Annotated in this window: 12 protein-coding genes; 8 read left to right on the top strand and 4 right to left on the bottom strand. The window is 66.2% G+C overall.

The window, feature by feature from the left end:
• Positions 1-116: 116 nt before the first annotated feature.
• Positions 117-1,814 carry a thiamine pyrophosphate-binding protein gene (locus AC1DOQ_RS00740; RefSeq protein ID WP_477359120.1) on the top strand — a complete coding sequence of 566 codons (1,698 nt, stop codon included), beginning with the start codon at positions 117-119 and terminating at the stop codon, positions 1,812-1,814.
• Between the two features lie 167 nt (positions 1,815-1,981).
• On the opposite strand, the gene AC1DOQ_RS00735 is transcribed toward AC1DOQ_RS00740, so the two are convergent.
• Positions 1,982-2,188 carry a hypothetical protein gene (locus AC1DOQ_RS00735; RefSeq protein WP_477359117.1) on the bottom strand — a complete coding sequence of 69 codons (207 nt, stop codon included), beginning with the start codon at positions 2,186-2,188 and terminating at the stop codon, positions 1,982-1,984.
• Positions 2,189-2,460: 272 nt separating this feature from the next.
• On the opposite strand from AC1DOQ_RS00735, the gene ftsY reads away from it, so the two are divergent.
• The 4 genes from ftsY (at position 2,461) to rpoH (ending at position 6,607) form a co-directional block, all read left to right on the top strand.
• The gene (gene ftsY, locus AC1DOQ_RS00730) at positions 2,461-3,693 is read left to right on the top strand and encodes a signal recognition particle-docking protein FtsY (protein ID WP_477359114.1); all 1,233 of its coding nucleotides are present in this window, start codon (positions 2,461-2,463) and stop codon (positions 3,691-3,693) included.
• 6 nt (positions 3,694-3,699) lie between these two features.
• Positions 3,700-4,359, top strand: coding sequence for a cell division ATP-binding protein FtsE (locus tag AC1DOQ_RS00725; protein WP_477359111.1), 660 nt, complete (start codon positions 3,700-3,702; stop codon positions 4,357-4,359).
• A complete protein-coding gene (gene ftsX / locus AC1DOQ_RS00720; RefSeq protein ID WP_477359108.1) occupies positions 4,356-5,276 on the top strand; it encodes a permease-like cell division protein FtsX in 921 nt (306 codons plus the stop codon). Before AC1DOQ_RS00725 ends, ftsX begins: the two co-directional genes overlap by 4 nt.
• Positions 5,277-5,716: 440 nt before the next feature.
• The gene (rpoH, locus tag AC1DOQ_RS00715) at positions 5,717-6,607 is read left to right on the top strand and encodes an RNA polymerase sigma factor RpoH (RefSeq protein WP_442122194.1); all 891 of its coding nucleotides are present in this window, start codon (positions 5,717-5,719) and stop codon (positions 6,605-6,607) included.
• 186 nt (positions 6,608-6,793) lie between these two features.
• Here rpoH and AC1DOQ_RS00710 read toward each other — a convergent pair whose 3' ends face one another.
• Positions 6,794-7,678, bottom strand: a complete 885-nt coding sequence (locus AC1DOQ_RS00710) for a dienelactone hydrolase family protein (protein ID WP_477359105.1) — start codon at positions 7,676-7,678, stop codon at positions 6,794-6,796.
• A 68-nt stretch (positions 7,679-7,746) separates the two neighbouring features.
• On the opposite strand from AC1DOQ_RS00710, the gene AC1DOQ_RS00705 reads away from it, so the two are divergent.
• Positions 7,747-8,406: a glutathione S-transferase family protein gene (locus AC1DOQ_RS00705; protein ID WP_477359102.1), complete on the top strand. Its 660-nt coding sequence runs from the start codon at positions 7,747-7,749 to the stop codon at positions 8,404-8,406.
• Positions 8,407-8,487: 81 nt separating this feature from the next.
• Entirely contained in the window at positions 8,488-10,407 is a 1,920-nt protein-coding gene (locus AC1DOQ_RS00700; RefSeq protein WP_477359099.1) for a DUF4214 domain-containing protein, read from the top strand.
• A gap of 32 nt (positions 10,408-10,439) precedes the next feature.
• Here AC1DOQ_RS00700 and AC1DOQ_RS00695 read toward each other — a convergent pair whose 3' ends face one another.
• On the bottom strand, positions 10,440-10,907 hold the full coding sequence (locus tag AC1DOQ_RS00695) for an MgtC/SapB family protein (protein ID WP_477359096.1): 468 nt from the start codon (positions 10,905-10,907) through the stop codon (positions 10,440-10,442).
• A gap of 63 nt (positions 10,908-10,970) precedes the next feature.
• Positions 10,971-11,726 (bottom strand): SDR family NAD(P)-dependent oxidoreductase, encoded by a 756-nt coding sequence (locus AC1DOQ_RS00690; RefSeq protein WP_477359093.1) that lies wholly within the window; start codon positions 11,724-11,726, stop codon positions 10,971-10,973.
• 120 nt (positions 11,727-11,846) lie between these two features.
• On the opposite strand from AC1DOQ_RS00690, the gene AC1DOQ_RS00685 reads away from it, so the two are divergent.
• The gene (locus AC1DOQ_RS00685; RefSeq protein WP_477359090.1) at positions 11,847-12,767 is read left to right on the top strand and encodes a LysR family transcriptional regulator; all 921 of its coding nucleotides are present in this window, start codon (positions 11,847-11,849) and stop codon (positions 12,765-12,767) included.
• Position 12,768 lies beyond the last annotated feature (1 nt).

The following is a 12,768-nucleotide window of genomic DNA, read 5'->3' as shown; positions in this document are numbered from 1 at the left end:
TTCCTGCCGGCTGCAATCGCTGCGATTTCTGTAATTTTGTGTCGCCATTTCAAAAGCCGCCCCCGAAACGCTCGCATAGAATGTCCGGATAGCAAAATCTATAAGGATGACGCACCATGACCCACCCCTCCCGCAGCGGCGGCCAGATCCTGGTCGATGCACTTCAGGTCCACGGCGTGGACACCGCCTTCGGCGTTCCCGGTGAAAGCTACCTCGACGTGCTCGACGCCCTGCACGATTCGAACATCCGCTTCGTGATCAACCGCCAGGAGGGCGGCGCGGCGTTCATGGCCGAGGCCTACGGCAAGCTGACCGGCAAGCCCGGCATCTGCTTTGTCACCCGCGGCCCGGGCGCGACCAATGCATCGATCGGCGTTCATACCGCCTACCAGGATTCGACGCCGATGATCCTCTTCATCGGCCAGGTCGGCACCGACTTCATGGACCGCGAAGCCTTCCAGGAAATCGACTACCGCCGCATGTACGGCCAGATGGCCAAGTGGGTGGCGCAGATCGACCGCGCCGACCGCATCCCCGAATACATCGCGCGCGCCTTCCAGGTCGCGACCAGCGGCCGTCCGGGCCCGGTGGTGCTGGCGCTGCCGGAAGACATGCTGGTCGCGCAGGCGGAAGTGGCGGACACCCGCCGCTACCAGCCGGTGCAGGCCTCGCCCTCCGCGGCCCAGATCGACACCCTGCGCGGCATGCTGAAGGAAGCGAAGAAGCCGCTGCTGCTGCTGGGCGGCGGCACCTGGAACGAACAGGCCTGCGCCGACGTCCGGACATTCGCCGAAGCCAACGGCCTGCCGGTGGCCTGCGCCTTCCGCTTCCAGGACTTGCTCGACAACGAGCACCCGCACTACGTCGGCGACGTCGGCATCGGCATCAATCCGAAGCTGGCCGCGCGCGTGAAGGAGGCCGACGTCCTGATCGCCTTCGGCCCGCGCCTGGGCGAGATGACGACTAGCGGCTATTCGCTGCTGGCGTCGCCGGTGCCGAAGCAGCGCCTGGTGCACATCCACCCGGACCCTCAGGAGCTGGGCAGCGTCTACCAGGCCGAGCTGATGATCGCCGGCGGCGCCCCGGAAACCGCGCGCATGCTGGCGGCGATGGCGCCGGTGGATTCGTCCGCCTGGCGCCACACGATCGAGGAAGCCAGGGCCGAGCTGCGCGCCTGGCAGCAGCAGCCTGCGATCTTCCAGGACGGCAAGGCGCCGCTCGACCTCTGGCAGCTGGTGCAGGACCTGCAGGCCAGCCTGCCCCACGACACCATCATCACCAACGGCGCCGGCAACTACGCGACCTGGGCGCACCGCTTCTGGCGCTACGGCGCGATGCGCACCCAGCTGGCGCCGACCAGCGGCGCGATGGGCTATGGCGTGCCGGCCGGCGTCGCGGCGAAGATCGTCGACCCGCAGCGCACCGTCGTCACCTTTGCCGGTGACGGCGAATTCATGATGACCGGCCAGGAACTGGCGACCGCCGTGCAGTACCGCGCCGGCCTGATCCTGATCGTCTTCAACAACAATATGTTCGGCACCATCCGCATGCACCAGGAACGCGAGTATCCGGGCCGCGTGTCAGGCACCGAGCTGCACAATCCGGACTTCGCGGCGCTGGCCGAGGCCTATGGCGGCCAGGGCGAGGTGGTGGAAAAGACGGCCGACTTCGCACCGGCTTTACAGCGCGCGGTGGCGTTCACGAACGAGAAGAAGCTGCCGGCGGTGATCGAGCTGCGTTATGACGGCAATCTGATTACGCCGGGGGCTACGCTGGAGACGATTCGGAAGAATGCCGAGGCGGGGAAGAAGTAAGGATCGTTGACTTGTGCCCGTCATTCCCGCGCAGGCGGGAATCCAGGTTCGTCGAATACCCGACACAGTAAAACTTGGATTCCCGCCTTCGCGGGAACGACGTTGTTGGTTCGCGGGAACGACGTTGTTGGTTCGCGGGAACGACGATGTTGGTTCGCCGGAACCAGTCAAATACCCGGATTATCCAATCCCAACTCCGCCGGCCAGGGCACCGGCGTATCCAGCGCGCTGCGCGGACCCGAAGGATGGGTCAGGAAAGCGGCCACCAGCGCAATGAATACCCAGACGACGATATTGCGCAGCGAAGCTGCGTTACCGCCACTTACTTCGTCTCCGGAAATGAGCCGCTTGAGGTACCTGGACAGGATCTTCACGATGAGCCCTTGAGAAGGATTCTTTTATAGACATTCGCAATCTATATGATTCGCCGCCGATTTTCCAGCAAACGTATTGATATACGAACTGATGAGCGGCATTCTAGCGACAATATAGATGAGCCGTCGCACATCTGTCGTCCATGTTTCGAGTTAGGCGGACGGCCGGTATGGAAGAGGCTTCGCCGCAACGCTCTGGTAGAATACCGTGATCGTTGACATGCCCGGAATTATCGGGCATATGCATGCAGTTCCCCTCCCCGACTACATCCATGTTTAGTTTCTTCAAAAAGAAAAAGCCTGAAGCCGAGACGCCTGTCCAGGCAGAGTCCGCCGCTGCCGAAACCTCCCCGGCCGCCGAAGCGCCTGCGGAAGCGCCCGCCCAGCCGGGCTTCCTGCGCCGCCTGTTCGGCGCCAGCGACGACACCTTCGTTCCCGAGACCGCGGCGCCAGCCGAGCCCGAGCCGGAAGAGCCGGCCGCGCGCGAGGCCGAGGTTCCCGATCCCGTCGCCACCCAGATTGCCGAGCAGGCCGCCGTCATGTCGAGCGGCTACGAAGGCCAGCTCTTCCCCGAGACCGCCGAGCGGCCCGGCAACGAAGCCGAGAAGAAGAAATCCTGGATGGCGCGCCTGAAGGCCGGCCTGTCCAAGACCTCGAGCAACCTGTCCCTGCTGTTCGTCGGCGCGCGCATCGACGAAGACCTGTACGAAGAGCTGGAATCGGCCCTGCTGATGTCGGACGCCGGCATGGACGCTACCCAATATCTGCTGGACAACCTGCGCCGCAAGGTCAAGGAAGACAAGCTGCTCGACGCCGCCGCCGTCAAGGCCGCGCTGAAGGAGCTGATGGTCGACCTCCTGCGTCCGCTGGAAAAGCCGCTCGAACTCGGCCGCCACGAGCCGCTGGTGATGATGATCGCCGGCGTCAACGGCGCCGGCAAGACCACCACCATCGGCAAGCTGGCCAAGCACATGCAGCGCTTCGAACAGTCGGTGCTGCTGGCCGCCGGCGACACCTTCCGCGCCGCCGCCCGCGAGCAGCTGATGGTCTGGGGCCAGCGCAACAACGTCACCGTGATCTCGCAAGCGTCGGGCGACCCGGCCGCGGTCGCCTTCGACGCGGTGCAGTCGGGCCGCGCGCGCGGCGTCGACGTGGTCATGGTCGACACCGCCGGCCGCCTGCCGACCCAGCTGCACCTGATGGAAGAACTCAAGAAGATCAAGCGCGTGATCGGCAAGGGCATGGAAGACGCGCCGCACGAAGTCCTGCTGGTTATCGACGGCAATACCGGCCAGAACGCGCTGGCCCAGGTGAAGGCCTTCGACGACGCCCTGAACCTGACCGGCCTGGTGATCACCAAGCTGGACGGCACGGCCAAGGGCGGCATCCTGGCCGCCATCGCGCGCACCCGCCCGGTGCCGGTGTACTTCATCGGCGTGGGCGAAAAGCTGGAGGACTTGCAGCCCTTCAGCGCCGACGAGTTCGCCGAGGCGCTGCTGGGGTAAGGCCAGATGATCGAATTCCAGTCTGTCTCGAAAAAATATTCCGCCGACGCACTTGCCCTGAACGATGTCTCGTTCAGCATCGGCAAGGGCGAACTGGTCTACCTCGCCGGCCCGTCCGGCGCCGGCAAGTCGACCCTGCTCAAGATGATCGCCGCCGTCGAGCGTCCGACCAGCGGCAGCGTGGTCGTCAACGGCCAGGACATCGGCAAGCTCAAGAAGGCCGGCGTGCCCTTCCTGCGGCGTAACCTGGGCGTGATCTTCCAGCAGCAGCGCCTGCTGAACGACCGCAGCATCCTTGCCAACACGATGCTGCCGCTGATCGTCACCGGCGCCTCGACCGCGCAGGCCGAGCAGCGTGCCCGCGCCGCGCTCGACAAGGTCGGCCTGCTCGACCGCGCCAGGGCGATGCCGCTGGAACTGTCCGGCGGCGAGCAACAGCGCGTGGCGATCGCCCGCGCCATCGTCAACCGTCCGCAGATCATCCTGGCCGACGAGCCGACCGCGAACCTCGACCGCGCCGCGGCCGACCGCGTGATCGATGCCCTGCGCGCCTTCAATTCCGTCGGCGTGACCTGCATGATCTCGACCCACGACGAACAGATCCTGGACGCCGCCGCGCGCGTGATCCGCCTCGAGCATGGCCAGCTGGTGGGAGGTGCGGCATGAATATCTGGTTCCGCCAACACCGCTTCGCCCTCGGCGCCGCTTTTGCCCAGGTGCGCAAGTCGCCCGGCAGCTTCCTGTTCAACGTGCTGGTGGTATCGCTGGCGCTGACCCTGCCCTTCGCCGGCCTGACCCTGCTCGACAACGTGCGCCCGATGTCGGAACAGCTCTCGGTCGATCCCGAGATCAGCCTGTTCATGAAGACGGACGCCACCCGCGAGCAGGCGCAGGCGCTGGCGCCGCAGCTGCAGCGCATCCTGGCCGGCAGCCACGCGAAGATCAGCTTCACGCCCCGCGAGCAGGCGCTCGACAACCTGAAGGCCAAGAGCGGCCTCGCCGACGTGATCGAGACCCTGGGCGACAATCCCCTGCCCGACAGCTACGTGATGAAGCTGCAAGGCTTCACCAGCAGCACCGACGCCGCCCGCATCGACGGCATCGCCGACCAGCTGCAGGCGCTGCCGGGCGTGGACTCGGTGCAGGTCGACTCGGCCTGGGTGAAGCGCCTGGCCGCACTGCTGGGCGTGCTGCGCCTGGTGCTGCTGCTGCTGGCGATCACCCTCGGCGTGGTCGTGATCGCGGTGGTGTTCAACACCATCCGCCTGCAGGTGCTGACCCAGCGCGACGAGATCGCCGTCTCCAAGCTGCTGGGCGCGACCGACAACTTCATCCACCGCCCCTTCTACTACACGGGCGCCCTGCTCGGCCTGTGCGCCGGCGCGGTGGCGCTGGGTGCGGTGGCGCTGGCCCTGCGTCCGCTGAACGCATCCATCGCCGAGTTCGCCCGCCTGTACGCTTCCGAGTTCCAGCTCGCGCCGCTGTCGCCGCTGGGCCTGGCGGGCCTGCTGGCCATCAGCGCCGGGCTTGGCCTGGTGGGCGCGATGCTGTCGGTGCAGCGGCATCTGGCGCGCATGAATTAATTATTCTTTCGCTAACTCGGCTGCTGTTCGCCAGAAAAAACCGCAGCCGAGGCGGGAAATACGCCTACAAACGTAAGTGCGCCACTTCACAGACCCCATATCATGTGGGGTCTAACCTGTCTTCTACCAGTTCAAATCATAAGAGCGTCACGTTTGACCCCTGTCAACCGGAGCGCTCTCACCTGCTCTACAGTTGAAACAAAGCCAAAAAATCAATTCTTTAGAGCAATACTTTAGCAGGACTTAAGGACGTCGTCGGGGATATGGTGGCGGCTAGCACTCACCTCAAGAGAGTGCTAATATTACGTCAGTACTAAACGGAAGTGGCTCAAGAGCACACCGTTCGCATCCCGTAACAAACCGTAAAACTTGCGCCTCCGGGGCGGTTTTGCGGTCAAATTGACGATGCAGCACAGATTATTCTACGAGGGAAAATGACTATGTCCGCACAATCCGCATTGGTTCCCGCTGGCACCCGTGCTCTGGGACTGGGTTTCACTGGCAATCTCGGCAACATCGACGCCTATATCTCGGCCGTCAACCGTCTGCCGATGCTGTCCCACGAGGAAGAGGTCTCGCTGGCAAAGAGCTTGCGGGACAAGAATGACCTGGACGCCGCGCAGAAGCTGGTGATGTCGCACCTGCGCCTGGTGGTCTCGATCGCACGCGGCTACCTCGGCTATGGCCTCCCGCACGCCGACCTGATCCAGGAAGGCAATATCGGCCTGATGAAGGCAGTGAAGCGCTTCGACCCGAACCAGGGCGTGCGCCTGGTGTCGTACGCCATGCACTGGATCAAGGCCGAGATGCACGAATACATCCTGAAGAACTGGCGTCTGGTGAAGGTCGCGACGACCAAGGCCCAGCGCAAGCTGTTCTTCAACCTGCGCAGCAACAAAGTGGGCCTGGATGCCATGTCGCCGCAACAGGTGGCCGACATGGCGCAGATGCTGGGCGTCAAGCGCGAAGAAGTGGTCGAGATGGAAACCCGCCTGTCGGGCCGCGACATCGCGCTCGAAGCGCCGACCGACGACGAAGACGACAAGTTCTCGCCGATCGCCTACCTGTCCTCGGACCAGCAGGAACCGACCAAGGTGCTGGAAGCCAACGACACGGTGCGCCTGCAGTCGGAAGGCCTGGAAACGGCCCTGGGCAAGCTGGACCCGCGTTCGCGCCGCATCGTGGAAGCACGCTGGCTGGCCAACGACGACGGCTCGGGCGCGACCCTGCACACGCTGGCCGAAGAGTTCGGCGTGTCGGCCGAGCGCATCCGCCAGATCGAAACGGCTGCGCTGAAGAAGATGAAAACGGCGCTGGCGGCTTATGTGTAAGCCATCACCGCGGCAAGGAAAAAGGCACCTTCGGGTGCCTTTTCGTTTTGGGCGGCGCCGTCAGCGAACCCGCCTGAGGATGCGAAGTGTCATGAGAAGTCCGATCAAAGCGAGAGTTGAAAGGCTTCGATTGAAACAAATTGCACCCCGAAAAGCTTCCCCCTGACAAAGGGAATCTCTACCGCTTCAGTCCAGCTTTTCCTTGAAGAAGGCGACCGTCCTGCCCCACGCCAGCTTGGCCGCCGCCTCGTCGTAGCGTGGCGTGGTGTCGTTGTTGAAGCCGTGCTCGGCGCCGGCATAGACGAAGTGCTGGTAGTGCACCTTGTTGGCCTGCAGCGCGGCCTCGTAGGCCGGCCAGCCGGCCAGGATGCGCTCGTCCTTGCCGGCATCGTGGATCATCATCGGTGCGCGGATGCGGGCGACGTCGGCGGCTTGCGGCTGCGAGCCGTAGAAGGGCACGACGGCCGCCAGGTCCGGGATCTGGGTGGCCAGGTAATTCGCGATGCCGCCGCCATAGCAGAAGCCGACCACGCCGACCTTGCCGCTCCCCTGCGGCAGCGTGGCCAGCGCATGCGCGGCGGCGACGAAATCGGCGCGGGTCTTGGCCTGGTCCAGCTTGGGGAAAAGTTCCCTGGCCTTGTCCTCGTCGCCGGGATAGCCGCCCAGCGGGAACAGGGCATCGGGGGCATAGGCGATGAAGCCCTCGAGCGCCAGGCGGCGCGCGATGTCTTCGATGTGCGGATTCAGGCCGCGGTTTTCATGCACCACCAGGATCGCAGGCAGCTTGCCCTTGGCGTTCGCCGGCATCGCCAGGTAGCCGCGCACCTTGCCGTAGCCCTGCGGCGACGGGAATTCCTGGTAGCTGGTCTTGACACGCGCATCGCCGGCGGCAACCAGCGGCGCCGCGAACGAAGGAGACAGCTGCGCCAGCAGGGTGGTGGCGGTCACGCCGCCCACCGCATAGCGGCCTGCCCGCGCGAGGAAATCGCGGCGCGACAGGCGGCCGTGCACATAGCCGTCGAACAGCTTCAGTACTTCGGGGTCGAAATCCGCCGCGGTCAAACGCTTCATCTTTATCTCCTTGGTTGAGCACCGAATCCGGATTAGTATATTGCTTATTTTGAAAGAGGAGCAAACCCATGCCGCTCGCGCTCTACGGTCATCCCTTTTCCTCCTACACGCAGAAAGTGCTGATTGCGCTGTACGAGAACGCCCTGCCCTTCGAATTCCGCAGCATCGGGCCGGACACGCCGCAGCATGTGGGCGAGTGGCTGCGCCGCTGGCCGCTGCGCAAGTTCCCGCTGCTGGTGGATGGCGAGCGCGACGTCGCCGAGACCAGCATCATCATCGAGTACCTGCAGCTGGCCCATCCGGGACCGGTGCGCCTGCTGCCGGCCGATGCGATGGCGGCGCTGGACGTGCGCTTCCTCGACCGCTTCTTCGACCTGCACGTGATGTCGCCGGTCCAGCACGCGGTGGGCGGCGCCCTGAGCGGCGATCCGGACAAGCGCCGCGAGGGACTGGCGCATGCGGCCGAGAAGCTGGAGTGGGCCTACGCCTGGCTGGAGCAGCGGCTCGAAGGCCGGACCTGGGCCGCGGGCGACGGGTTCAGCCTGGCCGACTGCGCCGCCGCGCCCTCGCTGTTCTACGCCGACTGGGTCCACCCCATCTCCGCCGACTATCCGGTGCTGCGCGCCTACCGTTCGCGCCTGCTCGGCCGGCCCTCCTTCGCCCGCGCGGTGGAAGAAGCGCGTCCCTACCGTCCGCTGTTCCCGCTGGGCGCGCCGGATCGCGACTGATCGCCTGCGCGTGGTGAGAATGCGCGGATTTTCCGCCGGGACCGATACGGTATCGTGTCGGTTTCCCAGCAAGGAGACGCCGTGCCCATATCCGCCAACCTCACCGGGTCGATCCGCATCGACGGCACGCCCGCCAACGACACCCTGAAGGGCACGCTGTCCGACGAGGACATCCACGGCGGCGCCGGCGACGATGACCTCATCGGCAACGGCGGCAGCGACCTGCTCGACGGCGGCCCCGGCGACGACTACCTGGTCGGCGGCAGCGGCAACGACACCCTGCTGGGCGGCGACGGCGACGACCTGCTGTTCGGCCAGGGCGGCAACGACTTCTTCGACGGCGGCAGCGGCCTGAACATCATGGTCGGCGGCAAGGGCGACGACCACTACGAGATCCACGACCGCCGCGACCTGGTGCTCGACCCCGGCGGCCACGACAGCGGCACCATCCACGCCGACTGGTACAAGACCAATCCCGACATCGAGGACTGGACCTGGGCCCCGGGCGTGCAGAAGCTGCCCTACTGGATCGATGCCCTCGTCTTCGACGGCGCCCCCTTCCTCGACGGCGCCGTCGGCGACGATCGCGTCATCGGCTATGCCTTCGCGCAGACCTCGCCGAGCTTCTTCGACGCCGACGACAAGAAGGGTTTCAAGCCCTTCAACGCCGACCAGATCAGGTACACCAAGGCGGTGCTGGCCTACATCGAGACCTTGATCGACGTGCACTTCGTCGAGACCACCGACACCGAAGCGCTCGGCACCATCGTCTTCGCCAACAACCAGCAGGAGGATTCGGCCGGCTACGGTTATACGCTGCAGCCGACCCGCGCGGGATCGCGGGTGATGGTCGACGCCACCCAGCTGGCGCTGTCGCCGAATCTCGACAACGGCGCCGAATTCATGCGGGTGGTCACCCACGAGATCGGCCACGCACTGGGCCTCAAGCATCCCTTCGCCGACGCCGACGCGACCGGCAACAGCGGTCCCGGCCCCTACCTGCCGCAGTCGGAAGACCACGTGCTGTACACGGTGATGAGCTACACCGGCACCGAGCGCAATCCCGGCCAGTTCAGCCCCCTCGACGTCGCGTCCCTGCAGTACCTGTACGGTCCGTCCGCCAGCTTCCACGGCGGCGATACCCGCTACATCATCGGCGGCGCCTACCTGATGATCGGCGACGGCGGCGGCAACGACACCATCGACGGTTCGGACCAGACCCAGGACCTGAGCCTGTCGCTGGAAGCGGGCTACTGGAGCCATGTCGGCGCCAAGGCCTCGACCATCACCGCGCGCGGCCAGATCACGATCGACATCGGCTCGGTGATCGAGAACGCGATCGGCGGCGCGGGCAACGACAAAATCACCGGCAACGCGGTGGCCAACAGCATCGCCGGCGGTACCGGCAACGACACGCTGAGCGGCGGCGGCGGCGATGACCGCCTCGACGGCGGCGCGGGCCTCGACACGGCGGTATATGCGGGCGCACGCGACGGCTTCACGATCGCGCGCAACGGTGCCGGCATGACGGTCACCGACAACGGCGGCGCCGAGGGCAGCGACACCCTGACCGGCATCGAGCGCCTGCTGTTCGCCGACGGCGCGCTGGCCTTCGACACCGACGGCGTGGCTGGCAAGGCCTACCAGCTGTACGCGGCCGCCTTCGACCGCGTGCCCGACCTGGCGGGCCTGGGCTACTGGCTCGGCGTGATGGACCGCGGGGCCTCGCTGGTGGACGTGGCGACGGCGTTCACGAAGGACACCGAATTCACCGGGATGTACGGCGCCACCCGTAGCGCCGAGGACTTTCTCACCAAGGTCTACGAGCACATGCTGCACCGGGCGCCGGATCCGGCCGGCTACGCCTACTGGCTGCAGGTGCTGAAGAACGGCGCGACCGAGGGCCAGGTGCTGGCCGGCGTCAGCGAGGGCAGCGAACTGCACGCCCTGCTGGTCGGCCAGATGCAGGACGGGATCGCCTACCAGCCTTACCTTGCCTGAGCGGCGCCTGAGAGCCGCCTGAGCGTCGCCGCCTACTCCTTGTCCTTGCGCCGCAGCAGGGACAGGATCACGAAGGCGAACACCGCGCTGACCACCGCCGTGGTCTCGCGGCCCATCCCGGCCGCCACCCCGATGGCGGCGGTCAGCCACACGCTGGCGGCCGTGGTCAGGCCCTTGATGTCGTTCCGTTCGCGCAGCTTGAGGATGGCGCCGGCGCCGAGGAAGCCGATGCCCGCCGTCACGCCCTGCAGCACCCGCGACAGGTCGTCGATCCGCATGCCGGCCTGCAGCGGGATCAGGATGAACAGCGCCGAGCCGAGCGCCACCAGCATGTGGGTGCGCTGCCCGGCCGAGGCGCCGACCGATTCGCGCTCGTAGCCGAGCAGGCCGCCGAGTCCCACCGCGACGATCAGGCGCACGACCACGCGGGTGACGTCATCGGCGTTGCCGAGGTCCGAGAATTCCTCCTGTATCGTGCGCCAGCTCTGCTCCCACCACATGCGGTCCTCCCCGAGAAGTTTCGCACATGATGACAGCCGGGCCGTTTCGGTGACGCACGCGGCTCAGATCTGGGCCTGGCCGCCGTCGACAAAGAGTTCGGCGCCGTTGACGAAGCTGGCATCGCTTGATGCCAGGAACACCGCGGCCTTCGCGATCTCGTCCGGTTCGCCGACGCGGCCCAGCGGGATCTGCGAAGCCATGTAGTCGAGCAGGCCTTGCTGCTGCCGGGCGTCGTCGCCGGCCAGTTCGACCAGGCCGGGGGTGCGGGTAGCGCCCGGGCTGATGGTGTTGATGCGAATGCCGCGGTCCTTCAGGTCGAGGATCCAGTTGCGGGCGAAGGCGCGCACCGCGGCCTTGCTGGCGGCGTAGACGCTGAAGGCCGGGGTCCCGCTGCTGCCGGCGGTGGAACCGGTCATGATCACCGAGGCGCCTTTCGACAGCAGCGGCAGCGCTTTCTGCACGGTGAACAAGGTACCTTTGACGTTGCGCCCGAAGGTGTCGTCGAACTGCTCTTCGGTGATCTCGCCGATCGGCAGCATCGAACCGCCGCCGGCATTCGCGTACAGGACGTCGATGCGGCCGTAGCGTTCGCGGATCTCGTCGTACAGCCTGTCGAGGTCACCGAGCTTGCTGGAATCGACGCGCAGGCCCAGGGCGTTGTGGCCGATGGCATCGACCGCGGCGTCGAGTTCGGCCTGGCGGCGGCCGGTGACGATCACTTGCGCGCCTTCGAGGGCGAAGCGCTTGGCGGCGGCCAGGCCGATGCCGCTGGTGGCGCCGGTGATCAGGGCGATTTTGTTGTCGAGTTTGCGAGTCATGATGTTCTCCTTTGGTCGATGGGTCGGTTGGGTCAGCCGATGTGAAACATGGTACCGACGACCGGGACCATTTAAAATAGCAATCATCGCAAACCATCGTTGCAAATTTGGAGTATGCAGATGTCGACCCTGCCCGATTTCGAAGGCCTGGCGATGTTCGCCAGGGTCGCCGAGGAGCGTTCCTTCGCCGGTGCCGCGCGCGCCCTGAACGTGTCGGTGGCGACCGTGTCGCGCGCCGTCGCCCGGCTCGAGGAGCGGCTCGGCGCGCGCCTCCTGAACCGCACCTCGCGCCAGCTGGCGCTGACCGAGTTCGGCAACATGATCGCGGAGAGCGCGATGAAGGTGGTCCGCGAAGCCGAAGCGGCGGAAGCGGCCGCGCGCGAGACCTCGGCGCGGCCGCGCGGGCTGGTGCGGCTGTCGGTGCCGATGTCCTTCGGCCTGCGCTGGGTGGCGCCGCTGATGCCGGCCTTCTTCAGGGAGTATCCGGAAGTCTCGGTCGACCTCCACCTGAGCGACGCCCAGGTCGACCTGGTCGGGCAAGGCTTCGACGCCGCCCTGCGCATCGCCGTGCTGGCCGATTCCTCGCTGGTGGCGCGGCGCCTGTGCCCGGTCGCGCCGCTGGTGCTCGCCTCCCCCGCCTACCTGCGGGAGCACGGCACGCCCCAGCATCCCGCGGACCTGGCCCGGCACGCCTGCCTGGGCTATGCCTACCGCGCGCGCAACGACGTCTGGCGCTTCACCAACGCCGCCGGCGAGGAAGTCAGCATCAGGCCCAACGGCCCGCTGAGGGTGACGAACGCCGACGCCCTGATGCCGACCGTGCTGGACGGCCTGGCGATCGCGGAATTCCCGGAATTCATCTGCGCCGACCAGGTGCGCGACGGCCGCCTGGTGCCGATCCTGAAGGACTGGACCCTGCCGCGCGGCGGGCTCTATTTCGTCACGCCCTCGGCGCGCACGCGGCCGGCCAAGGTCGAGGCGCTGTCCGGGTTTTTCGTGCGCCACCTGAGCAGGCCAAGCTGGCGGATCGTGGACTGGTAAG

The sequence above is a fragment of the Massilia sp. 01N417 genome, from assembly GCF_056399645.1.
Note: the sequence above shows the minus strand (reverse complement) of the source record. Positions and strands in the feature narration are given on the sequence as shown.

Excerpts from the sequence above, each read along its gene's own strand:
- AC1DOQ_RS00705 (WP_477359102.1), top strand. The coding sequence starts at position 7,747 with ATGCCGCTCGCGCTCTACGGTCATCCCTTTTCCTCCTACACGCAGAAA.
- AC1DOQ_RS00740 (WP_477359120.1), top strand. The coding sequence starts at position 117 with ATGACCCACCCCTCCCGCAGCGGCGGCCAGATCCTGGTCGATGCACTT.
- rpoH (WP_442122194.1), top strand. The coding sequence starts at position 5,717 with ATGTCCGCACAATCCGCATTGGTTCCCGCTGGCACCCGTGCTCTGGGA.
- AC1DOQ_RS00695 (WP_477359096.1), bottom strand. The coding sequence starts at position 10,907 with ATGTGGTGGGAGCAGAGCTGGCGCACGATACAGGAGGAATTCTCGGAC.
- AC1DOQ_RS00685 (WP_477359090.1), top strand. The coding sequence starts at position 11,847 with ATGTCGACCCTGCCCGATTTCGAAGGCCTGGCGATGTTCGCCAGGGTC.
- AC1DOQ_RS00710 (WP_477359105.1), bottom strand. The coding sequence starts at position 7,678 with ATGAAGCGTTTGACCGCGGCGGATTTCGACCCCGAAGTACTGAAGCTG.
- ftsY (WP_477359114.1), top strand. The coding sequence starts at position 2,461 with ATGTTTAGTTTCTTCAAAAAGAAAAAGCCTGAAGCCGAGACGCCTGTC.
- AC1DOQ_RS00690 (WP_477359093.1), bottom strand. The coding sequence starts at position 11,726 with ATGACTCGCAAACTCGACAACAAAATCGCCCTGATCACCGGCGCCACC.
- ftsX (WP_477359108.1), top strand. The coding sequence starts at position 4,356 with ATGAATATCTGGTTCCGCCAACACCGCTTCGCCCTCGGCGCCGCTTTT.
- AC1DOQ_RS00725 (WP_477359111.1), top strand. The coding sequence starts at position 3,700 with ATGATCGAATTCCAGTCTGTCTCGAAAAAATATTCCGCCGACGCACTT.